Annotated in this window: 23 protein-coding genes, 1 rRNA gene and 1 pseudogene; 7 read left to right on the top strand and 18 right to left on the bottom strand. The window is 64.9% G+C overall.

The window, feature by feature from the left end; genetic code table 11:
* Positions 1-3 precede the first annotated feature (3 nt).
* The 5 genes from ACK4OE_RS11960 to ACK4OE_RS11940 form a co-directional block, all read right to left on the bottom strand.
* Positions 4-1,473, bottom strand: a complete 1,470-nt coding sequence (locus ACK4OE_RS11960; protein ID WP_409885031.1) for a patatin-like phospholipase family protein — start codon at positions 1,471-1,473, stop codon at positions 4-6.
* A 64-nt stretch (positions 1,474-1,537) separates the two neighbouring features.
* On the bottom strand, positions 1,538-2,221 hold the full coding sequence (locus ACK4OE_RS11955; protein ID WP_409885030.1) for an HAD family hydrolase: 684 nt from the start codon (positions 2,219-2,221) through the stop codon (positions 1,538-1,540).
* A gap of 50 nt (positions 2,222-2,271) precedes the next feature.
* A complete protein-coding gene (locus ACK4OE_RS11950; protein ID WP_409885029.1) occupies positions 2,272-2,703 on the bottom strand; it encodes a YchJ family protein in 432 nt (143 codons plus the stop codon).
* A 30-nt stretch (positions 2,704-2,733) separates the two neighbouring features.
* Positions 2,734-3,438, bottom strand: a complete 705-nt coding sequence (locus tag ACK4OE_RS11945) for a DUF4197 domain-containing protein (RefSeq protein WP_409885028.1) — start codon at positions 3,436-3,438, stop codon at positions 2,734-2,736.
* A 153-nt stretch (positions 3,439-3,591) separates the two neighbouring features.
* Positions 3,592-4,383, bottom strand: a complete 792-nt coding sequence (locus ACK4OE_RS11940; protein ID WP_409885027.1) for an alpha/beta fold hydrolase — start codon at positions 4,381-4,383, stop codon at positions 3,592-3,594.
* Positions 4,384-4,625: 242 nt separating this feature from the next.
* On the opposite strand from ACK4OE_RS11940, the gene ACK4OE_RS11935 reads away from it, so the two are divergent.
* From ACK4OE_RS11935 to ACK4OE_RS11925, 3 genes are all read left to right on the top strand, one after another.
* Complete coding sequence (locus ACK4OE_RS11935; RefSeq protein ID WP_409885026.1) at positions 4,626-5,126, top strand: DUF421 domain-containing protein; 501 nt, start codon at positions 4,626-4,628, stop codon at positions 5,124-5,126.
* 59 nt (positions 5,127-5,185) lie between these two features.
* Positions 5,186-5,554, top strand: a complete 369-nt coding sequence (locus ACK4OE_RS11930; RefSeq protein WP_409885025.1) for a DUF2237 family protein — start codon at positions 5,186-5,188, stop codon at positions 5,552-5,554.
* A 146-nt stretch (positions 5,555-5,700) separates the two neighbouring features.
* Positions 5,701-6,813 carry a peptidoglycan-binding protein gene (locus ACK4OE_RS11925; RefSeq protein ID WP_409885024.1) on the top strand — a complete coding sequence of 371 codons (1,113 nt, stop codon included), beginning with the start codon at positions 5,701-5,703 and terminating at the stop codon, positions 6,811-6,813.
* Between the two features lie 96 nt (positions 6,814-6,909).
* On the opposite strand, the gene ACK4OE_RS11920 is transcribed toward ACK4OE_RS11925, so the two are convergent.
* Positions 6,910-7,965, bottom strand: a complete 1,056-nt coding sequence (locus tag ACK4OE_RS11920; RefSeq protein WP_409885023.1) for a hypothetical protein — start codon at positions 7,963-7,965, stop codon at positions 6,910-6,912.
* Positions 7,966-8,141: 176 nt separating this feature from the next.
* Between ACK4OE_RS11920 and ACK4OE_RS11915 the strand changes: the two genes are divergently transcribed.
* Together ACK4OE_RS11915 and ACK4OE_RS11910 are read left to right on the top strand one after the other, a co-directional pair.
* Entirely contained in the window at positions 8,142-8,804 is a 663-nt protein-coding gene (locus tag ACK4OE_RS11915; RefSeq protein WP_409885022.1) for a LuxR C-terminal-related transcriptional regulator, read from the top strand.
* 55 nt (positions 8,805-8,859) lie between these two features.
* Complete coding sequence (locus tag ACK4OE_RS11910; protein ID WP_409885021.1) at positions 8,860-10,662, top strand: ATP-binding protein; 1,803 nt, start codon at positions 8,860-8,862, stop codon at positions 10,660-10,662.
* Between the two features lie 39 nt (positions 10,663-10,701).
* On the opposite strand, the gene ACK4OE_RS11905 is transcribed toward ACK4OE_RS11910, so the two are convergent.
* The 11 genes from ACK4OE_RS11905 to ACK4OE_RS11855 form a co-directional block, all read right to left on the bottom strand.
* A complete protein-coding gene (locus tag ACK4OE_RS11905; protein WP_409885020.1) occupies positions 10,702-12,483 on the bottom strand; it encodes a hybrid sensor histidine kinase/response regulator in 1,782 nt (593 codons plus the stop codon).
* A gap of 55 nt (positions 12,484-12,538) precedes the next feature.
* Complete coding sequence (locus ACK4OE_RS11900; protein WP_409885019.1) at positions 12,539-13,669, bottom strand: acyl-CoA dehydrogenase family protein; 1,131 nt, start codon at positions 13,667-13,669, stop codon at positions 12,539-12,541.
* Between the two features lie 44 nt (positions 13,670-13,713).
* On the bottom strand, positions 13,714-14,382 hold the full coding sequence (locus tag ACK4OE_RS11895; RefSeq protein ID WP_409885018.1) for an SDR family oxidoreductase: 669 nt from the start codon (positions 14,380-14,382) through the stop codon (positions 13,714-13,716).
* Positions 14,383-14,619: 237 nt separating this feature from the next.
* Complete coding sequence (locus ACK4OE_RS11890; RefSeq protein ID WP_409885017.1) at positions 14,620-15,252, bottom strand: pyridoxamine 5'-phosphate oxidase family protein; 633 nt, start codon at positions 15,250-15,252, stop codon at positions 14,620-14,622.
* A 40-nt stretch (positions 15,253-15,292) separates the two neighbouring features.
* Positions 15,293-16,345 carry a DUF695 domain-containing protein gene (locus ACK4OE_RS11885; RefSeq protein ID WP_409885016.1) on the bottom strand — a complete coding sequence of 351 codons (1,053 nt, stop codon included), beginning with the start codon at positions 16,343-16,345 and terminating at the stop codon, positions 15,293-15,295.
* Positions 16,346-16,391: 46 nt separating this feature from the next.
* Positions 16,392-17,585, bottom strand: coding sequence for an acetyl-CoA C-acyltransferase (locus ACK4OE_RS11880; protein ID WP_409885015.1), 1,194 nt, complete (start codon positions 17,583-17,585; stop codon positions 16,392-16,394).
* A gap of 53 nt (positions 17,586-17,638) precedes the next feature.
* Positions 17,639-19,444, bottom strand: a complete 1,806-nt coding sequence (gene aceK / locus ACK4OE_RS11875; protein WP_409885014.1) for a bifunctional isocitrate dehydrogenase kinase/phosphatase — start codon at positions 19,442-19,444, stop codon at positions 17,639-17,641.
* Between the two features lie 39 nt (positions 19,445-19,483).
* Positions 19,484-20,143 (bottom strand): carbonate dehydratase, encoded by a 660-nt coding sequence (gene can, locus ACK4OE_RS11870; RefSeq protein WP_409885013.1) that lies wholly within the window; start codon positions 20,141-20,143, stop codon positions 19,484-19,486.
* A 33-nt stretch (positions 20,144-20,176) separates the two neighbouring features.
* Positions 20,177-21,367: an isovaleryl-CoA dehydrogenase gene (locus tag ACK4OE_RS11865; protein WP_409885012.1), complete on the bottom strand. Its 1,191-nt coding sequence runs from the start codon at positions 21,365-21,367 to the stop codon at positions 20,177-20,179.
* A gap of 36 nt (positions 21,368-21,403) precedes the next feature.
* Positions 21,404-21,865 (bottom strand): PaaI family thioesterase, encoded by a 462-nt coding sequence (locus ACK4OE_RS11860; protein ID WP_409885011.1) that lies wholly within the window; start codon positions 21,863-21,865, stop codon positions 21,404-21,406.
* 41 nt (positions 21,866-21,906) lie between these two features.
* Positions 21,907-22,302, bottom strand: a complete 396-nt coding sequence (locus ACK4OE_RS11855) for a MerR family transcriptional regulator (RefSeq protein WP_409885010.1) — start codon at positions 22,300-22,302, stop codon at positions 21,907-21,909.
* A 125-nt stretch (positions 22,303-22,427) separates the two neighbouring features.
* Here ACK4OE_RS11855 and ACK4OE_RS11850 point away from each other — a divergent pair, with 125 nt between their 5' ends.
* Both ACK4OE_RS11850 and ACK4OE_RS11845 read left to right on the top strand, forming a co-directional pair.
* Complete coding sequence (locus ACK4OE_RS11850) at positions 22,428-23,525, top strand: MBL fold metallo-hydrolase (RefSeq protein ID WP_409885009.1); 1,098 nt, start codon at positions 22,428-22,430, stop codon at positions 23,523-23,525.
* Positions 23,503-23,778 (top strand): annotated as a pseudogene (locus ACK4OE_RS11845) (class II glutamine amidotransferase); the annotation flags it as partial. The gene ACK4OE_RS11850 and the pseudogene ACK4OE_RS11845, both read left to right, overlap by 23 nt.
* A 176-nt stretch (positions 23,779-23,954) precedes the next feature.
* Here ACK4OE_RS11845 and rrf read toward each other — a convergent pair.
* Positions 23,955-24,047, bottom strand: a 5S ribosomal RNA gene (gene rrf / locus ACK4OE_RS11840); the annotation flags it as partial.

Raw genomic sequence — 24,047 nt, 5'->3', positions numbered from 1 at the left:
GGCCTACTCTTTGGCCTGCAGGGGCTGCGAATGCCGCAGCAGCGACTGCACCAGCGCCCTGAATTCAGGCGAATGGCGCAGCACGCTGCCACCGGCTTCGATGAGGTCGGTCACCTCTTCGGGCGCGATGGACAACGCCGTGGGCACCTGCAACAGGCGGCGGCGCGCAACATCGTCCGGCGCGTCGCGCAGGTTGACGGGGATGACGTGGATCTCGGCATCCGGCGCAAATGCGTCCGTGCTGCCGGTGGAACCCTCTGCCAGTGCCTGCCGCCACTGGCGGGTGATGTCGCGCAGAAACTCCTGCGTCTCGCGCGTGGCGCGTGCGCCCGTGCCAAACAGCAGCGAGTCCACCACCTGGGCCATGTTGGGCACGGTATCGTTCATGTCGATGTTGACCGAGGGGTCGCGCTCTGCGTTCACGGTGATCAGCACCAGCTTGCGGATGGTGCCGGCCGGAATGCCCACTTCGCTGAAGGTCTGGCGCAGGCCGCCGCCCGCCAGCGCGCGGTCTAGCAGGCGCTGCACGCCCAGGTTGTCGGCCAGGCCACCGTCCACCAGGTGGATGTAGGGCTTGCGTCGCGAATCCAGATAGCTCAGCTCGTGGGCGCGATACAGCCGGGCCCGGTAGTCACCCACGGCGGCCTGCGAGCTGGTGGCGGACGCTGCCTTGCGCTCAGGGCAATGGTGGGCATGGTTCTTCAGCGTCATCGGGCTGAGCAACAGCGGCACCGCCGATGAGGCAGCCACGGCAAAAGACAGCGGCACGGTGCGCAGGTCCGAGCAGATCAGCGCGAACTGGTCCCAGGTGAACTCAAAGCCCGTGCCCAGCGACATGTCGGTGGCGGTGATGAACAGCTGCGGGTGGAACGGGCGCCGCTCCACGTCGCCAAAGGTCAGGCCGCCATACAGCTCGTCCAGTCGCCGCGCCAGCAGGTGAGAGCGACCCAGCCACGGCGATGTCAGGTCCACCAGGTTGCCTGGCCGCAGGGCCTGCGTGATCAGGCTGTTCTGAAAATTTTGGCGCAAAAAGTCTTGTTCGAAGCGGGGCAGCCCCTCAATGCCATGCGCCGCAAAGTAGGCCGCCACAATGCTGCCGCCCGACACACCGCTGACCACGTCGGTGGCGTCCAGCAGCGTGGTGTTGCGGCCGTTCCAGACAAACCGCGTTTCCTGCATTTCGGTCAGCACCCCAAACCCGAACGCCGCAGCGCGCGCTCCACCGCCCGACAGAGTGACCGCCACCAGAATGCTGGGGTCGCGCGACGAGATGTGCTGGTAGACCACCTGCTCGGTGACGGGCATGGGCTCGTTGATCCACGGGCGCACCGACGAGCATGCTGACAGCAACACCGCCGCAGACAACGCCACACCCTGGGCCACACGACGAACCAAGCGGGGTGCCACGCGGTTGGTGGCGCCGACCGCCGCCGTGATGATGAGCGCGGCGTGCGCCTGGGTTGGTTTCCACATCGCTGGCATAGGCAAAACCCCTTTCATGTCGCTGCGCCGCCCGGTCACTGTCAGAAGGCAAAGGTCAACGTAAAACGGCCACAGGCTGCTGCGGCCATCCGGCCAGCAAACCCGGCAGCTCGGCCATGTCAGCAAACACCCACGCAGCCCCGGCCGCGCGCAGTGCGGCGCCGTCGCCCAGCGGTGCGTAGGCAAACACCGTGGCGCCTGCGGCCACACCGGCGGTGATGCCGGTGACCGTGTCTTCCACCACCGCGCAGCGGCTGGGCGGGGTCTGCAGGGCGGCAGCAGCGGCCAGGTACACGTCCGGCGCGGGCTTGGTGCGGGGCATTTCATGGCCGCTGAAAATGCGGCCCGCAAAGTACGACGCCATGCCGACCTTGGTCAACTGCATCTCGACCTTGAACCGGTCTGCGCCCGAAGCGCAGGCAATGCGCCCATCCAGCGCGGTGTGCAGCGCGTGCACCATGTCGTTGGCACCGGGCACCGCCAGCAACTCGGCGTCCAGCCGGGCGTTGCGGCGCGCGTAGAACAGGCTCATCCACTCGTCGGTCAGCGGGCGGCCGGTGTGCCTCTCGATCAGCGCTGCCTCGCTGCGCACGGTTTTGCCGATGAAGTGGGCCATGCACTCCTCGGTGCTGAGCGCCCAGCCCGCTTCGACCAGCATGTCGCGCAAAACGCCGTTGGTGATGGGTTCGCTGTCCACCAGAACGCCATCACAGTCAAACAAAATTGCTTCAAATTTCATAGCTATTAGCGTTTACTGGATAAGCGCTAGGGGTCATTTTCATTAAAAATTCAGGTTGCCATGTCGCCGTCGACATAAAACCACCGGCCGCCTTCACACACAAAGCGGCTTGTCTCGTGCAGCCGCACGGCCCGCCCGCCCACACGGTAGCGGGCCACAAACTCCACCTCGGCCCGGTCGTCGCCTGTGGTGCGACAGGCACGTACTTCCAGCCCCAGCCACTTCGTGTCCGTATCAAACTCCAGCGATGCAGGCCGCGTGGTGGGGTGCCAGGTGGCCTGCAGATAGTCCGCCCGTTCAGCCACAAACGCGGTGTAGCGTGACCGCATCAGGCTTTGCGCATCCGGGGCGGGGGTGGTGTCCCAGTGCTCCACATAGCGGCTGCAGCAGTCACCATAAACGCGCGCCACGGGCGGCTTGCCGGGGCGGCCCGCACTGGCTGCGCGGCCACAGGGGCAGGGTTGCTTGTCTTTCAGTTCCATGGTCAACGTATCAACGGGTGCCACCGCCCCTCAACGGAGGGTTCCGAACACCTTCTTGAGGATGGCACTGCCCGCGCCCGCCGGGTTCTGACGGATGCGGCGTTCATCCTCGCCAATCATGAAGTACAGGCCGTCCAGCGTTTTTCCGGTCACGTACTGCGCCAGGTTGGCCTCTTCGGGTTTGAGCAGGCCAAAGCTCGCGGCCTTGCCCGCAAAGGCGTTGTATTTCTGCGTAAGGCCGACCTTCTCGGTCGCCTGGTTCACCACGGGCAAAAAGCGCTCGCCCAGTGGCAGCCGGGTTCTTTCGGCAAAGAACGCGGTGACCGAGGTGTTGCCGCCGGTCAGGATGTTCTTGGCGTCGGTCACCGTCATGGTCTGCACAGCTTTGACCAGCAGGTCCTTGCCCATGGGCACGGCCGCTTCGGCGGCGCGGTTGATGGAGGTGACCAGTTCATCAATGCGCCGCCCCTGGCCCAGCGACTTCATGACCTTGGCGGCGTCTTCCAGATAGCCGGGCAGGCCAATGCGCACTTGCGGATTGCCCAGAAACCCGTCCGGCCGGCCCAGCAGCGCCACCGCCGCTTGCGCGCCCTGCTGCAGGGCGGCCTTGACGCCTCCGGACGCATCGGCGTTGGACAGATCGCCCAGCGACAGCGCGTGCGCGCGCTGGTGGGCCATCAGCAGCAGTGCGCCCAAGGCGCTGGCGCTGGCGTGGTGAAACTGGCGACGCAGCATATGAAGGGGGTCCTTGTGGCGGTGGTGATAGGCGGGCAAGCGCGGCGCGCTGCAACCGAGGGGCGGCGCCTTGCTGGAGCCGGGGCGCCCACGTCGAAAGCGCTGATTTTCGCCCACACCAGCCCCACCAAGGACCTGGCACTGGAACTGGCTCTACGGCAACGCGCGCACAAACTCCAACAACGCGGCGTTAACGGGCTCGGGGTGCGTGAGATTGCTGGCATGCCCGCCGCCAGGAATCTCCACCATGCGGGCATGGGGCAAGGCGTCGGCCATGGCCTGGGCCCGCGACAGGTCGATGGCGTGGTCCAGCGTACCGTGCACCACCAGCGCCGGCACGGTGATGGAGCCCAGGCGGTCGCTGATGTCGTCGCGGCTGCCCAGGGTGGTGAAGCACTGCATCAGGTTGGGCACGGTGAACGTGCGCCACTTGGCCTGCCACTGCGGCGTGCCGGGCCAGTCGTCGCCCAGGATGACGTGGGCGACCACGGCCGCGATCTCGTCCGAGAGGCCGCCCTCCAGCCAAGCTTTCATCAGCACCTCATGGCCGGCCATCTTGGCGGGGTCTTCCTGCAGTGCCTGCGTGTCGATGAGCACCAGCGCACGCACGATCTCGGGGTGCGTCAGCGCGCAGCGCAGCGACAGGTAGCCGCCCTGCGACATGCCTGCCAGCACTGCCTGCTGCACGCCCAGGTGCGCCAGCAGCGCGGCCAGGTCGTTGGCCGAGTCGTAGTAGCTGAAGGGTTCGCACTGCGCCGGGTCTGCCGTCTGCCCGTGGCCGCGCTCGTCCCAGGTGATGCAGCGCCACGTGCCGCGCAGGGCCTCAACCTGGGGCGCGAACATGGCGCTGTCCATGAGCAGCCCGTGCGAAAAGACGATGGCCGGGCCGTTGCCGCCCGTGTCTTCGTAGTACAGCTTCTGTCCGTTGACGTGCGCAAAAGGCATGGGAGGCTCCTTGTCTTTCATGAAAGCGGTCATCTTGCATTCCACACGCCGCCGCGCGCAACCGGCGCGACCCGCAGCCGGGCGCCGCACAGTCACCTTGGCGTCAAGTCAGGCGTGTGCGCAGGTTGCGAACCCTGGTTCACCCATGCAGTGACCGCGGCACGGTAGTGTCATTGCCTGGGCCGCGTCGCCAGCGCGCTGGGTACCATCGTGCCCGCAATCACTGCCTAAGGAGTCAAGCGATGTGGACAACAAGCGTGCCGTGGTGGGAGTTCATCCTGCGTGGCTTGGTGGTGTATGTGTTTCTGCTCATCTTTCTGCGCCTGACGGGCAAGCGCCAGACAGGACAATTTGCGCCGTTTGACCTGGTGCTGCTGCTGATCCTGTCCAACGCGGTGCAGAACTCCATGAACGCGGGCGACAACTCGCTGGTGGGGGGGCTCATCTCTGCACTGACGCTGATTGGTTGCCACGTGGCGCTGGCACAGATCACCTTCCGGTTTGAACGGATCGAGCGGTTGATTGACGGCACTCCTCAGGTGCTGGTGCGCGATGGGCAGATCAACTCTTCGCTCATGCGCAAGGAGCTGCTGTCCACCGAAGACCTGGAGGCTGCGCTGCGCGCGGGCGGCTGCCTAGACGTGCATGAGGTCGAGCGTGCCACCATCGAGACCAACGGGCAGATCACCGTGGTGCTGCGCCGCCGGTCAAGCGCCGGGCAAGAAAATACCCCTGCAACTTAAACGGGCACCGTGCCCCCCCCGATTCACCCCACCACTTCAGAGAACCTGTTCACCACACTATGGCTGCATTGAATGTTCTGGGCACGCTGCTGATGCCCTGCTCCTACGACCCGCTGACCGGCTACCTGCGCGACGGCTGCTGCAACACCGACGAACACGACCACGGCACGCACGTGGTGTGCACGCGGGTCACGCAGGCGTTTCTTGATTTCTCGCTGGCCCGTGGCAACGACCTGGTCACGCCCCGGCCCGAACACCGCTTTGCGGGCCTGCGCGCCAACAACCGCTGGTGCCTGTGCGCGCTGCGCTGGAAGGAGGCGTGGGAGGCAGGCGTGGCGCCTCCGGTCATCCTGGAATGCACCCACGCCCGGGCGCTGGACTTTGTGACGCTGGAGCAGTTGCAGGGCGCGGCCATGCCACACGGCTGACTAGAAGCCGGCCCCCGCCGCACGCCCTCGCCAGCACACCGGTTTCGCGCACGCTACCCGACTTCAGTCGGGTTGCTGCGCGGGGGGTGTACGGCAAAAGATCAGGACTTTGTTCCTGTCTCTTTTGCTGTCACAGCCCCCTCCTCATGAAGACATTCCTACCTCGCGGCCCATCGGGCCTGTCATTGCCTTCCCTCTCGCTCCTGCGCCTGTCCGCCGTCAGCGCTGCCGCCGCGGCCACCTTGCTGCTGGCAGGGTGCGAAACCACCAACATGCGCATGGGCAGCGCCGAGGCCAAGACGGTGGCCACTGGCAGCGCTGCGGGCGGTGCCTCCACGGGCGCGAGCGATTCGCTGGAGCGCTGCGAGAGCCCGCTGGGCACGGTATCGCTGATCGAAAACCAGCAGGCCGGCTGGTACACCATCCTGCGCGACCAGTACCGCCTGCCGCCGACGGCCAACCTGTTGCGCCTGCTGGTGCAGCAGTCCAACTGCTTTGTGGTGGTGGAACGCGGCGCGGCCGGCATGAACGCGATGACGCGCGAGCGCTCGCTGATGCAGTCCGGCGAAATGCGGCAGGGCAGCCAGTTCGGCCAGGGTCAGATGGTGGCGTCGGACTACGGCCTGTCGCCCGAAATCGTGTTCCAGAACAACAACGCGGGCGGTGCATCTGCATCATTGGGCGGCCTGGTGGGCGGGCGCGCTGGCGGCTTGCTCGCGGCCATCGGCGGCAGCATGAACACCAAGGAAGCCAGCGCACTGCTCACGCTCATCGACAACCGCTCCGGCGTGCAGGTGGCGGCATCGGAAGGCAGCGCCGCCAAGACGGACTTCGGCGCCATGGGGCAACTGCTGGGCGGATCGGGCGGCGCCCGCATGGGGGGCTACTCCAACACGGCAGAAGGCAAGGTGATTGCCGCCGCCTTCATGGATGCGTTCAACCAGATGGTGCAGTCTCTGCGCAACTACAAGGCCCAAACCGTGCGTGGCCAGGGCCTGGGTGGCGGTGGGCGCCTGTCGGTTGACGGCGCTGCACCTCCATCACAGACCTCGGCACTGCGCGGTGCCGCACCCTCCAGCGTCGGCATCTCGGTGCGCGATGCGCAGGCCAAGCTCAATGAACTGGGCTACAACGCGGGCACGCCCGATGGCGCCATCGGCGGCAAAACTACAGCGGCGCTGCGCGCTTTTCAAAAGGACAAGGGCCTGCCCGTTTCAGGTCGCCTTGACGCGGCCACTGCTGCGGAACTGGCGCGCTAAACGCGACCGCAGAGTGCTTCGACACAATAAAAGGCCCCCGCAGCGTCATCGCTGCGGGGGCCTTTTATTCGAGGCGGCTCCTACTACGCCCGGGCCTCAGTTCTGCGTGTAGCAGAACTTGTTGGGAGCGATGGTATTGACGTAGCTCTCCACGCTGGCAGCGGTGGGGAACACGGTGGGCGTCTGGTCGCTAAAGATGCACAGGCGGGCGTCCTTTCGGGCCCAGACGGCGCGGGAGTTCAAGCCCGACGGCTGGTTCCACAAGCCCCAGAACGCCGTCAGCGTGGCCGTGCTCGCAGTGCGATCGAACACAACGTTGCCCACATCCGACAGCGGCCCCGCCACCGAGCCCGCGCCGGTGCAGTTGGCATCTCCATACGTCGCCACCCCGATCTGGGCGGTCACGCGGTTGTCTCCCTGTCGCGTGATGCGCCAGAGGGATCGGCCCCACTGACCGGGTCGCACCGTCACGCACAGCTCCTGCTTCCAGTCGCCCTCGGGCAGGGCCACCACAGTGCCGCAGCTCACTTCGACCGAGCCCACATTGGCAGACGCCACGGTGCCCGTGCCATTGCGTACCGTGCAGCTCTGCCCCGCAGGCTGTGATCGCACCGTGACCGCATACGCTGCGCCGCCTGCCAGTGCCGACCCAAAGGTAAACCCGCCGTTGCTGGCCACCGACAAATCGTCGCCCCCATTGTTCTGCAGCACCACCGCGCCTGCCAGCCCCGACACCGAGCCCCCCACCGTGAACGTGGCGGCCGCCAGGTTCTCGCAGCGCACTGCCACTGAGCCAACGTAGTTGCTCGGCACGGTACCGGACCCATTCGTTACTACGCACAGCTGTCCAACAGGCTGCGTTTTGACAGTCACCCCATAGGCATCTCCCGCGTTCAGCCTAGTGATGAAGACGAATTCCCCGTTCCTACTTAGGGGCATGTCATCACCTCCATTGTTCTGCAGCGTCAGCGTCCGGCCTTCTGTGAGGCCGCTCAGCGTACCGCCGATGCCTACACCGAATGTTGGTGGCAGCGAGTTGCCGTCGTCACCACCGCCGCAGCCCACCAGCAGAACGGCGGCCAATCCAAGGGGAGCCCAACGGACTGCGGGCCGTGCGTGTTGCCAGGTGCGCTGCGCGCTTGCTGTGGTCATGAGCAGAAACTCCGTGTCGTGAATGGAGCGCGGATTCTGTGCGCCGCTCGGCGCCGTGCGGAACCCTACGCTGGTAGGGTTTCCGCGCCACCACGGTTGCGGAACACTTGGCAGAATTTCGCCCAGCGCTGGCCTCCCGCTTCTTCACAAACACCGGCGCCCCCGCCTACTTGGCCATGCCTGCCTACGCACTCATCCTGGACGACCACCCGCTGGTGGCGCGCGGCGTTGCCGAGTTCCTGCGCTCACGGCGGCCACACATGGAGGTGGCCGTGGCAGCGCATGCGGACGAGCTTGCGCCGCTGATCGAAGCGCGCGGCGCTCCGGCGATTGCGCTCGTCGACTTCTGGCTGGCCGATGGTGCGACGCTGCAGCTTATAGCCAACCTTCGCACCCGGTGCCCCGCCACCGCCGTGGCCGTGATGAGCGGCGACGACGACCCCGCCGTGATCGACCAGGTGCGTGCAGCAGGCGCCCATGGCTTCATCCACAAACAAGAGCCCCCCGAGACCTTCGCCCAGGCCATCGAGGCCCTGATGGGGGGGCTGGCCTGGTTCACGCCCGGCACCCATGCGCAGCGCCCCGCGCGCAGCCGCGAACTGCCCGTCACCCCGGCCGAGCTGGGCCTGTCGGCACGCCAGGGCGAGATCTTGGCCCTCGTGCTGCAGGGGCTACCCAACAAGCGCATTGCCCAGCAATATGCGCTGTCCGAAAGCACGGTCAAGGAGCACATGACGGCCATCCTGCAGCGCCTGGGCGCCCGCACCCGGGTGGAGGCCATCACGCGGCTGCGGGGGCGACTGCTGGTGCTGCCGCAGCCGCTGCAGCCGCCGCCGTGATCCGAGCCTCCGTCCTCCACTCCATGGATCGCGTGTCCGCACCGCCCGCACCCGCATGACTGCGCGCAACGCCGCCACTTCCAGCGTGCAGGAAACGCCCAGCACACAAGGCTGGCTGCTGCTGCTCGAAGCCTCGTTTGCGCGACTGCGGCTGGGCATGACGGTGATGCCCAGCATGGGGCTGCTGTTTGGCCTGCTACTGGCCTGGGAGGGTGGGCCGGTAGCGCCACTGCTGGTGTGGGGCTGCATGTATCTGCCCGTGCTGCTGTTCGTTTGGTGGGGCCATCGGCGGTACCTTCGCGAACGTGCCCTGCAGTCACCGCAAGTGCTGCTGCCCATCTGGACCCGCCGCGTGCGCTGGCTGGCCCTGACGCATGGGATGGGCGTGGCACTGTCGGTACCACTGTCATTGGGCCACGGCAACTATGAGTTCATGCTGTTGCTGCACATCACGCTGGCGGGCATTCTGGCCGCCAACGCGGCGCAGATGAGCGCCACGCTCGCTGTGTACCGCATGTATTTCATGGGTTCTGTCAGTGGGCTGGTGTTGATCCCGTGGACGTTCCCCGGTCAATGGCCGATGGTGCTGCCCATGACGATCGTCATGGCCACCGTGATCTACCGCAGTGCTATGAACTCGCACGGGTTCTTTGTGCGCCAGGTGGTGCTGGAGGAGCGCAGCCGCGACCTGGCCGAGCGCTACCGCGAGGCCAGCAACACAGCCGAAGCGGCGCTGGCCGAAAAAAACCACTTTCTGACCACCGCCGCGCACGACCTGCGCCAGCCTGTGCACGCCATGGCGCTGCTGGCCGAGGCGATTGCCGTGCAAACGCGCGGCCAAACCCACATCGAAGACCTGCTGGCCCAGTGGCGCCTGAGCATGCGGTCGGTGAACCACATGTTTGATGCGCTGCTTGACCTGTCGCGCATCGAGTCCGGCAAGGTGGAGCTGCGCCCCGCCCCGGTGTTGCTGGCAGCGCTGTTCGACGACGTGCGCCTGCAGTTCGCCACCGATGCCAGCGCAAGCGGCCTGGCGCTGCGTTTTCACGCACCACCGCCCGGCGCCGCCGTGCTGGCCGACCCGGCGCTTGCGCGACAGTCGCTGGCCAACCTGGTGCACAACGCGCTGCGCTACACGCCGCAGGGCGGTGTGCTGGTGGGCGCAAGGCGCCGGGGCGCGCAATGGCGCATCGAGGTGTGGGACACCGGGGTGGGCGTTGCCCTGCATGAGCAGGCGCAGATCTACGAAGCGTTTTACCGCCCCGAACACGCCTGGCACGTCAACCGCAGCGGGCATGGTTTGGGGCTTGCCGTGGTGGCGCGCTGCGTGGCGTTGATGCAGGCGCGACAGGGGCTGGTGTCCCGCCTGGGCAAGGGGTCGTGTTTCTGGCTGGAGCTGCCCGCCACGCAGCTGGCGGCCCCGCTGCTGCACAGCGCGCCCGCCGCTGCCCCCGGCACCAGCCCCCGTTTGCAAGGGACCTGCCTGGTGCTGGACGACGACCCGCATGTGCTCAGCGCCTGGTCTACGCTGCTGGGCACCTGGGGCATAGACGCCCGCCCGGCCTCCAACGCGGCAGAGGCCTTTGCGCACCTGGACACCGGCTTTGCGCCAGAGGCCATCCTGTGCGACCAGCGGCTGCGCTCGGGCGAGAGCGGGTTTGACGTGCTGCGTGCGCTGCTGGAACGCTGCCCCGACGCGCGTGGCGCGATGGTGAGCGGCGAGTACGCCTCGCCCGAACTGCAGACCGCTCAGGACGAGGGCTACCTGGTGCTGCGCAAGCCGGTGGATGTGGACGAACTTCACGCGGTGCTTTCACAGTGGCTCGGGCCGGGAATAAACAATGAAAACAGCATCTAGCGCTTTACCAGTGAGCGCTAACAGCTATATTTTTAATAGCTACCTGGATGCCTGAGTCATCCACTGCCGTAGCAGGGTGTGGAGCAGCTCCGGCGCCACCGGCTTGCGCAGCACCAGGTAGCCCTCATCCTCCGCCTGGCGCAGCGCGGGCGAATCCCATTCGCCGCTGACCATGGCCAGCGCGGCGTCGGGGCACAGCGCCTGCAGGCGCCGGAGCAGCGCGAACCCGCTTTCGCCCGAGCGCAGCCGCTGGTCGCACAGAATGGCCTGGGGTGCAAAGCCCTGCGCCAGCAGGTCCAGCGCCTCGGCACCGTCGGCCGCGCAGCGCGCCTGCACACCCCAGTCGTGCAGCAGTTGCATCCAGCCCGCGGCGGCCTGGGGGTCGTCCTCCACCACAAGGCAGCGGCCCTGCAGGCTGCCCTGCGGCGCCAGGGCAGGGGCGACGGCGCCAGGCGCTTCGACCGTCGCAGCGCCCCGCAGCCGCAGCCAAAAGCGCGAACCCCTCCCCAGGCGCGACACCAGGCCCAGGGGCGCATCCATCAACTCGGCGCAGCGCGCCACCACGGCCAGGCCCAGGCCGTAGCCCGCGTCGTCCGCCGCGCGCGTGGCTGCGCTTTGGGTAAACGGCGAGAAGATGCGCTCGCGCTCCTCGGCGGCCACGCCCGGGCCCGTGTCCCAGACCTCCACCTGCCAGTGCCCGCCGCGACGGCGCACGGCCAGCAGCACGCCGCCATGCGGCGTATAGCGCAGCGCGTTGTGCACCAGGTTGACCACACACTGGCGCAGCAGCATGGGGTCGGCCTGCACCCGCGTGCCGGGCGGCGGCGGGCGCAGGCGCAGCACCAGGCCGCGCGCACGCGCGGATTCGCCCAGCAGCGTGACCACCTCGTGCAGCAGCGGCGCCAGCGCCACGGCCTGCGTCCGCGCCTGCACGGCCCCCGCCTCGATGCGCGACAGGTCCAGCAGCGCATTGCACATCCACTGCAGCGACTGCACACCCTGGCGCAGGTCCTGCAGCGTGCCGGCCAGCGCCGGGTCGCGGTTACGCAGCGCAACCGATTCGGCCAGCAGCCCCACCGCATGCACCGGCTGGCGCAGGTCGTGGCTGGCGGTGGCCAGGAACTGGTTCTTGACGGCGAGCGCCTGCTCGGCCTCGCTCTTGGCGGCGCGAAAGCGTTCGCTCAGGTCAATGTTGCTGAGGAAGAACTGGTGGCTGATGCGCGCGTTGCGCAAAAACACGCCAAACAGCAGGTACAGGGGCAGCAGGTAGGGCCAGTGCTGCGGGAACACGTAGGGCAGCGACAGCAGGCCGACCGCCAGGCTGGCAAAGAAGAAATGCAGATACACGACCAGCGCCGCAGACTGGTGGTCCGCACGCGCGGCCATCACCAGCGTGCCGCCGCAGACCAGCACCACCCGCAGCTCGAACGGCGCCTCGGGTCCGGCGCAGGCGGCCAGGCTCATCAGCAGCGCGCCATACAGGGCCGCCAGGGGCTGCACACGGCGCAGCCAGATCGATAGCAACGTGGCCGGGTCGACGCTGCCGGCGGCCATCTGCCGCAGGTCGCGCCGCCACAGCGCCCAGGCGCCCCAGGCAATGCCGACCAGCGACAGGGACGCCACCCACCACAGCGAGACCGCCAGCGGCCACTGGCCCAGCGCATGCAGCCACGCCGAGCCGGTCAGGCCCAAAAGGGGCATGACGGTGCACCCGTCGCGCACCCGCAGAAAGCTGTTGCCCAGCAACTGCAGCCGCGCGGCCTGCGGCAATGCCGACCAAGAGAGAGGGCGCTCCGGGGTCATGCCCGGGTTCGTGTTCATGCGCCCGATGTTCGCACCACTGCGGCCCGCAGACGCCGTGCCTTGACCAGGTCAACTACGCCAGCGCGCGCTGGATGATGATCTTCTGCACGTCGCTCGTGCCTTCGTAAATCTGACACACGCGCACGTCGCGGTAGATGCGCTCCACCGGGAAGTCACTCACCACGCCATAGCCGCCCAGCGTCTGGATGGCGGCGCTGCACACCTGCTCGGCCATCTCGCTGGCAAACAGTTTGGCCATGGCTGCCTCCTTGAGGCACGGGCGGCCCGCGTCGCGCAGCGCGGCGGCGTGCCAGATGAGCTGGCGCGCGGCTTCGATCTGCGTGGCGCAGTCGGCCAGGCGAAAGCCCACGGCTTGGTGGTTGAAGATGGCGGTGCCAAAACTCTCGCGCTCTTTCGAATAAGCCAGCGCCGCATCAAACGCGCTGCGCGCCATGCCCACGCTTTGCGCTGCGATGCCGATGCGCCCGCCTTCGAGCGCGCCGAGCGCAATCTTGTAGCCCTCGCCTTCCGCGCCGATCAGATTCTCGGCAGGGATGCGGCAGTTGTCGAAGTTGATCTGCGCCGTGTCGCTGCTGTGCTGGCCGAGTTTGTCTTCCAATCGCGCGACCACGTAGCCGGGGTTGTCGGTGGGTACGAGGAAGGCGCTCATGCCCTTCTTGCCCGCGCCCTTGTCGGTGACGGCAATGACAATGGCCACCTGTCCGTTCTTGCCGCTGGTGATGAACTGTTTGACGCCGTTGATGACGTATTCATTACCCTGCTTGACGGCCGTGGTGCGCAGGGCGGAGGCGTCCGAACCCACATGCGGCTCGGTCAGGCAGAACGCGCCCAGCATCTGGCCCTGGGCCAGCGGTGTAAGCCAATCGCGCTTTTGCTGCGCGTTGCCATAGCGCATGAGGATGGCGTTGACGGGGCAGTTGGTCACGCTGATGGCGGTGCTGGTGCCACCATCACCGGCGGCGATTTCTTCGAGCACCAGCGCCAACGTCACGTAGTCCAGGTTGGCACCGCCAAACTCCTCGGGCACGCAAATGCCATACGCGCCCAGTGCAGCCAGGCCCTGGTGCGCCTCTTTAGGGAAGTGGTGTTCCTTGTCCCAGCGTGCGGCGTGCGGCCACAGCTCTTGTTGCGCAAAGTCGCGCACCGCGTCGCGGATCATTTCCTGGTCTTGGGTCAGCAGCATGGGGAGTGTCTCCAGAGTCGTTTGTTGTTCAGAAATTCGGGGGGCTACCAATGGGCAGCACGGCGGCCGTCGTAGTGGAGCAGGCGACCCTTGTCGGCGGCGGTGACACTCGCCACGGTGGCGCGCAGGCCGCGCACGCTGTCCTGCACGGTCAGTGCAGCGCCCTCGCCGCCCATGTCGGTCTGCACCCAGCCGGGGTCGATGGTGATGAGCGTGGCGTTCGGGTAGTCGTGCTGGGCGGCCGCCACGGCCATGTTCAGTGCCGCCTTGCTGGTGCGGTACAGCCACGAGCCGCTGTTGGGCACGCTGCCGATCTGCGACATGGACGAGGACAGAAAGGCGAAGACGCCCTGCGCGTCGGACACCATGGGCGCGACCTGCGGCAGTGTCTGCATGGCGCCTAGCACGTTGGTGTGCATCACCGCATCAAAGTCCTGCTGCGTGGGTGGCGTGAGCGCGTTGGGGCGGCGAATGACACCCGCCACATACCAAGCGGTTTCGATCTTTTCGCCGTCCAGTTGCCAGGCCAGGCCGCTGACGCTGGCAGGGTTGGCCACGTCCACGGTCAGCACGTCGGCGCCCAAGGCTTGCACCCGCTCGCGGCCTTCGTCGTCGCGCACGGTGGCAATCACGCGGCGGCCCGCGTCGGTGTACTGGCGCACCAGCTCCAGCCCAATTCCGCGCGATGCGCCGATGACGAGTATGGATTTCATGGGTGAAAATTTGAATGAAATTGGCCTCTAGCGCTTATCCATCAAGCGCTAGCAGCTATAAATTTAGGAGTTACCAAGAATCTCCCTCCTGGCAGGAGTGAATGCTGCCCACGGCCGCAGCCACTGGCGCGGCCCAGGCGCGGGACGCCGAGCAAGGGCCGCCCCGCAGCGAGGGCGTCGTCCCCCTCCCGCAGGAGAGGGGGAAGGCGCCGAAGGCGACTCAGGGGGAGCTTCATTTCATGCATCACCGAGCTGCTGCTCCTGCGCCAGCTGAGCGCGGTAGCGCTGCAGCATCGCGACTTGGGACTCGGGCTCGGTGGCCAGGCCCATCTGGTCGTGGATCATCTGTCCCATGGTGGGCAGTGCAGCGCGGTCCACCTGCGCATCGGCAGACCACAGGCGCGAGCGCATGAAGGCCTTGGAGCAGTGCAGATACGCCTCGGCGACCAGCACTTCGATCACGATCTTTGGGCGCTGGCGCTCGGCCGTGAAGAAGTCGGTGTACAGCGCTTCGTCGCGCAGGCGTGCGGTGCCATTCACCCGCAGGGTTTCATCCACTCCCGGGATCATGAACAGCAGGCCGATGCGCGGGTCTTCGAGCAGGTTGCTCAAGGTGTCGAGCCGGTTGTTGCCGCTGCCATCGGGCAGCAGCAGGGTGTGCGGGTCGGGCGACTTCACAAAACCCGGGGCGCCACCGCGCGGCGAGGCGTCGAGCAGTGCACCATCGCCTCCACCACTGGCCACCACGCAGAAAGGGGACAGGGCAATGAAGCGTTGGCAGTGCGCATCCAGTTGCGCTTGCTGCTTGCGCAGGGCCCGCTCGCCAGGCGCGGCGTACAGGGTGCGCAGTTGTTCGGCGGTTTCGATCATGGTGGGGCCTGTCAGCGGTTGAGCGAAGGGTTGAACGCATTCATGGGCAATGCACCGCAAATTCGAAATAGCCTGACCACGCGGGGTCAAACACAAAGGTCAGCTCCAGCGACTCAGCCTCGTCGCGCAGCAGCAAAGGCGCGAGTGTCTGCATGGCCAGTTGCTTGTCACCCACGTAATACACCGCCTTGCGGCGACCGGCGCGGGTCAGTGTGTAGGCCATGATGCCCAGCTGCGGCAGCGCGAGCAGCGTGGCCGCCTGGTCCTGCAGGTCTTGTACGGCAGCCAGCTGATCGCGGTTGCCCACCGCCAGGTCCAGGGTCAGCGCATAGGCCAGGTCCGCGCGCATGGCCACCGGGTTGGCGCTGCGGTTGACCATGACGATGGCGGTGTCCTCGGTCTCATCACCATTGCTGCCCCCATGGCCTGGCGCGCCAAACGCCACGGTCATGCCCGACCAGTCGTGTTCGCCATTGGGGAAGTCGCTGGTGCGGCCCAGCGTATCCACCCAATAGCGGTCAAACACGGGGGCAAACTGGCTCAGGGGTGTCCAAGGGGCCAGCGGGTCGGAGGCCTCTTCGACAAAGTCCACCGCACCCACCTTGACCGCAAAGTCGTACTCGCCCAGCACGTGGTCGAGCATGATGAACGCCATGTTGCGTGCGTGGTCCCAATAGTCTTCGGGAATCTCGCGGCCAAAGCGGATCTCCAGCGCGGCCTGCCCGTCGTCCTGCCCGCAGGCGACCAGCACATCAGACGTCGCCAACTCAAAGCCATCCATGCCGATGGGAAAGTCTGGCTGCGTGGTGCGCTCGCGAAAAGCGCGGACGCGGTAGTGCGGCAGTGCAGGTGCCGCGGCGGCGGTCTGCATCAACAGTGGAAAGTTGTCGGTGCTGCCATGGGCGGTAACGATGAGGTCCACCACTGCATCGCTGTCGCCGCCAGACATCTCCAGCGCCAGGCCGCTGAGGTGGCGCTCGATGAGCGCATTGGCCGACTCGACCCGTTCGCGCAGGGGCTGGGCCTGGAGCGACGCCTGGGCATCGACAAATTCGCGCCAAAAGGCGGTGATCTCGGGAGCGGGTGAAGTCATCGCGGTCCTTGTGAAGAGACGGGAATCATCCCATCTCGCTCTATCGTCAGACCAGTTCCAGCGCCACGGCTGTGGCCTCGCCGCCGCCGATGCACAGCGTGGCCAGGCCCTTGGTCAGACCCCGCGCTTTGAGTGCATACATCAGCGTGACCATGATGCGCGCGCCGCTGGCACCGATGGGGTGGCCTAGGGCGCAGGCGCCGCCGTTCACGTTGACCTTGTCGTGGGGCAGGTCGAGTTCTTTCATCAGCGCCATGGGCACGACGGCGAAGGCTTCGTTGATCTCCCACAGCTGCACATCGCCCACCTGCCAGCCCGCCTTGGCCAGCGCTTTTTGCGTGGCGCCCAGCGGGGCGGTGGCAAACCACTCGGGCTCTTGCGCATGCGTGGCGTGGCTCACGATGCGGGCCAGGGGCTTGCAGCCAAGCTTCATGGCGGTGGATTCGCGCATCATGACCAGCGCGGCGGCGCCGTCGTTGATGCTGGAGCTGGAGGCGGCGGTGATGGTGCCGTCCTTCTTGAATGCGGGCTTCAGACCAGCGATTTTTTCGAGCTTGACCTTGCCGGGGCCTTCGTCCACTGACACCACGGTCTCGCCCGCACGGGTCTTGACGGTGACGGGCACGATCTCGGCAGCGAAGGCGCCGGACTCGGTGGCGGCCTTGGCGCGCTGCACGCTGGCGGTGGCAAAGGCATCCTGCTGCTCGCGCGTGAAGCTGTACTTGGCGGCGCAGTCTTCACCAAACGTGCCCATGCTGCGACCCGCTTCGTAGGCGTCTTCCAGGCCGTCGAGCATCATGTGGTCGAAGATGCGGTCGTGGCCCAGGCGGTAGCCGCCTCGGCCCTTTTGCAACAGGTAGGGGGCGTTGGTCATGCTCTCCATGCCACCGGCCACCATCACGTCGTGCGTACCAGCCAGCAGCATGTCGTGCGCCATCATCGCGGCCTTCATGCCCGAGCCACACATTTTGCTGAGCGTGACAGCGCCCGCGCCCTTGGGCAAGCCGCCCTTGAACGCCGCCTGGCGCGCGGGCGCCTGGCCCTGGCCGGCCATCAGGCAGTTACCGAACAGCACTTCGCCCACAGCGTCGGGCGACACGCCCGCACGCTCCATGGCAGCCTTGATGGCTGCGCCGCCCAAGTCGTGGGCAGCCAAACTGGAGAAGTCGCCTTGCAGCGAGCCCATGGGGGTGCGTGCAGCACCGACGATGACGATGGGGTCTTGGGTGGATGCGGACATGGTGAAGGTCTCCTCAAAGTGGTTCAGACAAAAGGTGGGGGTGAAAACGATGGTCAGCAGGCCGCAGTGCCATGCGCAAAGCGCCGATCCGTGTCGTAGGGAAACACGTCAAACATGTGGCCGGCCTGGATGCGTTCTTTGTGCGACTGCCAGAAGGCGGCATCCAGCAAGTCCGCGTGGTGCTGCATGAACACCGCGCGCACGGCATCGTTGCCGAGCAGAAAGGGGCCGAAGGTTTCGGGGAACACGTCGCGCGGGCCCACGCTGTACCAGACCTCACCACTCATCTCTTCTTCCTCATTGCGTGGCGTGGGCACTCGGCGGAAGTTGCAGTCGGTGAGGTATTCGATCTCGTCGTAGTCGTAAAACACGACCTTGCCGTTGCGCGTGATTCCGAAGTTCTTCCAGAGCATGTCGCCCGGGAAGATGTTGGCGGCCACCAGGTCCTTGATGGCGTTGCCGTATTCGATCACGCTGCGCTCCATCTGCTGGTGCGCACGCGGGTCCGACAGGCCCGTATCAAAAGCTTCCTGCAGGTAGATGTTGAGCGGAATCATGCGTCGCTCAATGTACAGGTGCTTGATGATGACTTCGGTCTGGCCATCACCATCGCGGTCGCTGATTTCGAGCTGGCTGGGCGCGAACTTCTCGATCTCTGCAATCAGGGCATCGTCGAAGCGGTCGCGCGGGAAGGCGACTTCGCTGTATTCGAGCGTGTCGGCCATACGGCCCACGCGGTCGTGGTGCTTGACCAGCAGGTACTTGGCCTTGACCTGCTCGCGTGTGGTTTCCTTCTGGTGCGGGAAGTAGTCCTTGATGAGCTTGAACACGAACGGAAAGCTCGGCAGGTCGAACACCAGCATGACCATGCCCTTGATGCCGGGTGCGATGCGAAACTTGTCGCTGGAGTGTTTGAGGTGGTACAGGAAGTCTCGGTAGAACAGCGTCTTGCCCTGCTTGGCCAGGCCCAGCGCGTTGTAGATCTCGGCGCGCGGCTTCTTCGGCATGAGGCTGCGCAAAAACTGCACGTAGGCGCTGGGCACCTCCATGTCCACCATGAAGTAGGCGCGTGCAAAGCTGAACAGCATCTGCATGTCGTCTTCGCCAAACAATGCGGCATCGATGACCAGTTTGCCGCTGTCGTCGTGCAGGAGGGGCAGAGCAAACGGCACTTCGTTGAAGCCGTTGATGATCTTGCCCACCACATAGGCGCCCTTGTTGCGAAAGAACAGGCTGGTGAGCACCTGAATCTGAAAGTTGGCGCGCAGCCGCACCTTGTCGAGTCGGCCCCGCATGGCGGCCACCACGCACGCGGTGTCCCCCGCCAGGTCGGCAAACTCGCGCTGCAGCTGGAAGTTCTCGATGATGTTCTGAAAAGTCTCGCCCAGCGTGTCGCGGGACGGGTAGTAGGCCCGGTATGTGGGGCGCGCTGCGGGCTCGTCGTTTTCGATGTACTCAGTGCTGACCGCCGGGCGCACAAAGATGAAGTCGTTGTGGAAGTGCGTGCGGTGCAGGATCTTGGTGGTGACCGAGTTGAAGAAGGTCTCGGCCAGCTCGGGCTGGTGGTGGTTGACCAGCAGGCCGATGTAGTGCAGCTTGACCTGGTGCCACACGTCCATGGGCTGCGCGCCTGCCGCGAATTCCTTCTCTAACCTGCGCACACACTCTTTCACGCGCAGGTCATAAAACTCGATGCGCTCTCGCTGCGCCCGCTGCTGCCCGTGCCAGTCGGCGGTTTCAAAACGGTGCTTGGCGCGTGCCGATTCGGTACGGAACAGCCGGTAGTGGCGGTTGAAGCCGTCCATCATGGCCTTGGCAATGCCGTAGGCCTGGGGAGCGTCTAGCCGTTGCGGGAACATGCCGGGCTTTCAACCGCTGCAATGAGCGCGTGTTGGCGTTTACTGCCGCTTGGCGGACGCCACGCCAGCAATGGCCGCCTTGTAGATGGCGTCCAGGCCTTCGGTGCTGTCCACGGTCATGTGCAGGTTATTGATCAGCCCGTCCTTGAGCCCATAGCACCAGCCATGCAGCGTGACCTTCTCGCCCCGGCCCCATGCGTCCAGCATGACGGTGGTCTGCGCAATGTTGACCACCTGTTCGATGGCATTGAGTTCGCAAAGAGCATCGTGCCGCCACTCAGGCGCTATCGACGCAATCAGGTCGCGGTGGCGGTCGCGCACATCCTTGACGTGGCGAATCCAGTTATCGGCCAGGCCAACACGGATCCCCTCGAGCGCGGCCAGCACACCGCCGCAGCCGTAGTGGCCCACGACCATCAAGTGCTCGACGTGCAACTGGTCCACCGCGTACTGGATGGTGGACAGGCAGTTCAGATCGGTGGGCACCACCACGTTGGCCACATTGCGGTGCACAAAGACTTCGCCCGGCTCCAGGCCCGTGATCTGATTGGCGGGCACGCGGCTATCGGAACATCCGATCCACATGTACTTGGGCTTTTGCTGCGCGAGCAGGCCAGTGAAGAAGCCGGGCCGCTCCTGCTCCATCTGGGCCGCCCAGGCGCGGTTGTGAACAAACAGGTCTTCGATGGAGGAGGGCATGTTGTCCTTGGGTCTCAATGACTAGAAAGAAGCTCAGCAGGTTTCAGCAAACAGCTCGCGGCCAATCAGCATCCGGCGGATTTCGCTGGTGCCCGCACCGATCTCGTAGAGCTTGGCGTCGCGCCACAGGCGGCCCAGCGGGTATTCGTTGATGTAGCCATTGCCACCGAAAATCTGCACACCCTCGCCGGCCATCCAGGTGGCTTTCTCAGCGGTCCACAGGATCACTGACGCGCAGTCCTTGCGCACCTGGCGCACGTGGTCGGTGCCGAGCATGTCGAGATTCTTGGCCACGGTGTAGGCAAACGAGCGCCCGGCCTGCAGCACGGTGTACATGTCGGCCACTTTGCCCTGGATGAGCTGGAATTCGCCGATGCTCTGGCCAAACTGCTTGCGGTCGTGAATGTAGGGGATCACGTTGTCCATGACGGACTGCATGATGCCCAGCGGCCCGCCGGTGAGCACCGCGCGCTCATAGTCCAGGCCGCTCATCAGCACCTTGGCGCCCTGGTTCAGGCCGCCCAGGATATGCGATGCGGGCACCTCTACGTTGTTGAAAACGAGTTCCCCGGTGTGGCTGCCGCGCATGCCGAGCTTGTCGAGCTTTTGCGCCACGCTGAAACCTGGCATGCCCTTTTCAATCAGGAATGCCGTGACTCCGCGCGCACCCATTTCGGGTTCTGTTTTGGCATACACCACCAGCGTGTCCGCGTCGGGGCCGTTGGTGATCCACATCTTGCTGCCGTTGAGCAGGTAGTAACCGCCTTTGTCCTCGGCCTTGAGTTTCATGCTGATCACGTCAGAGCCTGCACCGGGCTCGCTCATGGCCAGCGCGCCCACATGCTCGCCGCTGATCAGCTTGGACAGGTACTTGGCCTTTTGTTCGTCGCTGCCGTTGCGGTTGATCTGGTTCACGCACAGGTTGCTGTGGGCGCCGTAGGAGAGGCCCACGGATGCGCTGGCGCGCGAGATTTCTTCCATCGCCACCATGTGCGCCAGGTAACCCATGCCAGCGCCGCCGTGCTGCTCGGGCACCGTGATGCCCAGCACACCCAGGTCGCCCATCTTGCGCCACAGGTCCATGGGAAACTGGTCGTTGCGGTCGATCTCGGCAGCGCGGGGAGCGATCTCGGCCTGCGCAAAGTCGCGCACTGCGTCACGCAGGGCGTCAATGTCTTCGCCCAGTTGAAAGTTCAGGCCGGGAAGATTGTTGGGATTGCTCATGGATGTCTCCTCAAGGTGAAATGTGGATCGGCTGGTTCAGCCCTGGATGTGGTCTCGTCCAGTCACTGCCATGAGAGTGCAGCCCATGGTGGCGACCAGTTTTTCTTCGTTGTCGGTGATCGCAAATGCACGGCCTTCGCACACAGTGATGGTTCGGCCGGGTTTAAGAACACGCCCCTCCATGCGGAACCGCTGACCGCGCGCAGGGGCCAGGAGGTTGATCTTGAACTCGATGGTCAACACAGCGGCATCGTTGCCCATCAGCGTGAAACCGGCATATCCACACGCGGAATCCAGCGCCGTGGCCACCATGCCTGCATGCAGAAAGCCGTGCTGCTGGGTCAGGCCTTGCGCCCAGTCAAGTTCAATGTCGACAGCGCCCGCACTCACAAACCCAAGCCGAGCGCCAAGGGTCTGCATCGCGCCCTGGCGCGAAAAGCTGTCACGCACACGGGCGGCGAACTTGGCGCAGCGGGGCTCAAAAGGGGCAGTGCTCACTCCGTCTCCTGGCTTACGTTTACGTAAACGTCAATTATTAATCATTTTTGCTTCTCGACTTTGAGCAGCAGTGCCCTCGCCTCTTTTTCGTGCTCCCGAACCTCCTCCAGGTTCGCCTCAAGGTCCGCCATCTGCTCTTCCAATTGCTTGCGATGAACCACGAGTACATCGAGGAATTTGCGCAGTTGCACGCCCGTATCCCGCGGACTGTCGTACAGATCAATGATCTCTTTCGCCTCCGTCAGCGAAAGGCCCAGGCGCTTGGCCCTCAGCGTCAATCGGAGCCGCGTTCGGTCGCGTGCGCTGTAAACACGGTTCCGGCCCCCCGGGCCTGTGCGTTCTGGCTCTAGCAAACCCATGTCTTCATAAAAGCGGATCGCCCGGGTCGTCAGATCAAACTCTTTTGCAAGGTCGCTGATGGTGTAAGTATTGGCCATGGTGTTTGCTGAGCGGAGCAAGAGCAGATTCGCACAGGAGACAGCGCGCGGGCGAAGCCTCCCTACAATGCGTGAATTGCATGACGTTAACGTAAACGTCAATGCTACCCCATCACACGACCTTCATGAACCACCTTGAACATCAGATGCACTACCCGCTTGGGGACCGCTTGCCTCCAATGGGAGAGGCCATTGAGGTCGCAGCGGGGGTGAGGTGGATTCGCATGGGCCTGCCGTTTGCACTGGACCACATCAATCTTTGGCTCTTGCGAGACCGGCAACCAAACGCTGCCGGCACCATGACCGATGGTTGGACGGTGGTGGACTGCTGCATCGACAGTGAGGCTACGCGTGCCCAATGGGAACAAATTTTCGCCACCAGTCTCGACGGGCTGCCGGTTCTCCGTGTCATCGTGACCCATATGCATCCGGACCACATCGGACTGGCACATTGGCTGTGCGACAGGTGGAATGTTCGTCTGTGGGTCAGCGCTACCGACTACAACGTGGCGAAAACTGCAGTCTACGATCGCAGCAGTTTTTCAGGGGAAGCCAATTCGGGTTTCTACGCCCTGCACGGCATGCAAGACGAGGCGTTTCTGCAGCATGTTCGCGGGAGGAGCTCGTACTTCCCGACGTTGGTTCCGGCACTGCCCACTAGCTATCGCAGGCTCATGGATGGCGATGTGATTGAGATTGGTGGACGGAGCTGGCAGGGAGTCAGCGGTTATGGACATGCTCCGGAGCACATTGCTCTGTATTGCCCGGAATTGTCCATTTTGATCAGTGGCGACATGGCGTTGCCAAGTATTTCAACCAACGTAAGTGTCCATGCGACGGAACCAGAAGCCAATCCGCTGTGGCTATTCCTGAAATCGCTGCTTCGATATCGGGAATTGCCCTCGGTAACACTGGTGCTACCGTCCCACGGCAAACCGTTCACCGGCCTGCACGCACGCATCGACCAGCTACAGGACCATCACCGCGACCGGCTTGCGGAAATACTCAGCGCTGCGGAGCAAAGGCCCCTATCCGCTGCGGACGTCTTACCGATCATGTTCAAGCGCACGCTGGATGCACACCAGATGACTTTTGCCATGGGTGAGGCGCTGGCGCATTTGCATCTTTTGTGGTTTGAGGGGCGCCTACACAGGGTGCTTGATGCCTCGCACATTCACAGGTTTGAGTTGTCGACTTTGGGTAGCACCTCTCGGCGCGTTTAATTTTTTGTTATCAAACGGAGAGGCGCTGTGGTCGCACGCGTCGACGAGTCTGTACTACATAGAGCGTCGGCACCCGTTTGGCTCGGCGCAGCTGAGTGACGAAGACCTGGCGCTGGATTTCTCGCGGGAGGCGGGCGAGAAAGACCAGGTGGCGGTGATTGTGACGAGTCCACTGACGAACAACGAGCAGTGGACAGCCTTTGGACGCGGAGAACTGCTGGTGTTCTCGCAGGGCAGAAGACTTCAGCTTTAGGACCGGCATCGACCCAGGTCCAGCGCAAATTCGAGAGAAACCGCAGATGTAAGAACCTGCTCAGGCAACGCCGCCATTGTCACGAGGCGCGATACGAAGCATCGCATTGACTTTTCGGCTCCCCAACGCAAAACCCCCCAGTCCTTTAGAGACTGAGGGGGTTTGGGGCTATAAGAGCCTGACGATGACCTACTTTCACACGGGAACCCGCACTATCATCGGCGCAAAGTCGTTTCACTGTCCTGTTCGGGATGGGAAGGAGTGGTACC

The organism is Acidovorax sp., assembly GCF_046314175.1.
Lineage (GTDB): Bacteria > Pseudomonadota > Gammaproteobacteria > Burkholderiales > Burkholderiaceae_C > Acidovorax.
Note: the sequence above shows the minus strand (reverse complement) of the source record. Positions and strands in the feature narration are given on the sequence as shown.

What these genes read in the sequence shown, in the direction of transcription:
- ACK4OE_RS11960 (WP_409885031.1), bottom strand. Translation starts at nt 1,473, where the DNA reads ATGTGGAAACCAACCCAGGCGCACGCCGCGCTCATCATCACGGCGGCG.
- ACK4OE_RS11955 (WP_409885030.1), bottom strand. Translation starts at nt 2,221, where the DNA reads ATGAAATTTGAAGCAATTTTGTTTGACTGTGATGGCGTTCTGGTGGAC.
- ACK4OE_RS11950 (WP_409885029.1), bottom strand. Translation starts at nt 2,703, where the DNA reads ATGGAACTGAAAGACAAGCAACCCTGCCCCTGTGGCCGCGCAGCCAGT.
- ACK4OE_RS11945 (WP_409885028.1), bottom strand. Translation starts at nt 3,438, where the DNA reads ATGCTGCGTCGCCAGTTTCACCACGCCAGCGCCAGCGCCTTGGGCGCA.
- ACK4OE_RS11940 (WP_409885027.1), bottom strand. Translation starts at nt 4,383, where the DNA reads ATGCCTTTTGCGCACGTCAACGGACAGAAGCTGTACTACGAAGACACG.
- ACK4OE_RS11935 (WP_409885026.1), top strand. Translation starts at nt 4,626, where the DNA reads ATGTGGACAACAAGCGTGCCGTGGTGGGAGTTCATCCTGCGTGGCTTG.
- ACK4OE_RS11930 (WP_409885025.1), top strand. Translation starts at nt 5,186, where the DNA reads ATGGCTGCATTGAATGTTCTGGGCACGCTGCTGATGCCCTGCTCCTAC.
- ACK4OE_RS11925 (WP_409885024.1), top strand. Translation starts at nt 5,701, where the DNA reads ATGAAGACATTCCTACCTCGCGGCCCATCGGGCCTGTCATTGCCTTCC.
- ACK4OE_RS11920 (WP_409885023.1), bottom strand. Translation starts at nt 7,965, where the DNA reads ATGACCACAGCAAGCGCGCAGCGCACCTGGCAACACGCACGGCCCGCA.
- ACK4OE_RS11915 (WP_409885022.1), top strand. Translation starts at nt 8,142, where the DNA reads ATGCCTGCCTACGCACTCATCCTGGACGACCACCCGCTGGTGGCGCGC.
- ACK4OE_RS11910 (WP_409885021.1), top strand. Translation starts at nt 8,860, where the DNA reads ATGACTGCGCGCAACGCCGCCACTTCCAGCGTGCAGGAAACGCCCAGC.
- ACK4OE_RS11905 (WP_409885020.1), bottom strand. Translation starts at nt 12,483, where the DNA reads ATGAACACGAACCCGGGCATGACCCCGGAGCGCCCTCTCTCTTGGTCG.
- ACK4OE_RS11900 (WP_409885019.1), bottom strand. Translation starts at nt 13,669, where the DNA reads ATGCTGCTGACCCAAGACCAGGAAATGATCCGCGACGCGGTGCGCGAC.
- ACK4OE_RS11895 (WP_409885018.1), bottom strand. Translation starts at nt 14,382, where the DNA reads ATGAAATCCATACTCGTCATCGGCGCATCGCGCGGAATTGGGCTGGAG.
- ACK4OE_RS11890 (WP_409885017.1), bottom strand. Translation starts at nt 15,252, where the DNA reads ATGATCGAAACCGCCGAACAACTGCGCACCCTGTACGCCGCGCCTGGC.
- ACK4OE_RS11885 (WP_409885016.1), bottom strand. Translation starts at nt 16,345, where the DNA reads ATGACTTCACCCGCTCCCGAGATCACCGCCTTTTGGCGCGAATTTGTC.
- ACK4OE_RS11880 (WP_409885015.1), bottom strand. Translation starts at nt 17,585, where the DNA reads ATGTCCGCATCCACCCAAGACCCCATCGTCATCGTCGGTGCTGCACGC.
- aceK (WP_409885014.1), bottom strand. Translation starts at nt 19,444, where the DNA reads ATGTTCCCGCAACGGCTAGACGCTCCCCAGGCCTACGGCATTGCCAAG.
- can (WP_409885013.1), bottom strand. Translation starts at nt 20,143, where the DNA reads ATGCCCTCCTCCATCGAAGACCTGTTTGTTCACAACCGCGCCTGGGCG.
- ACK4OE_RS11865 (WP_409885012.1), bottom strand. Translation starts at nt 21,367, where the DNA reads ATGAGCAATCCCAACAATCTTCCCGGCCTGAACTTTCAACTGGGCGAA.
- ACK4OE_RS11855 (WP_409885010.1), bottom strand. Translation starts at nt 22,302, where the DNA reads ATGGCCAATACTTACACCATCAGCGACCTTGCAAAAGAGTTTGATCTG.
- ACK4OE_RS11850 (WP_409885009.1), top strand. Translation starts at nt 22,428, where the DNA reads ATGAACCACCTTGAACATCAGATGCACTACCCGCTTGGGGACCGCTTG.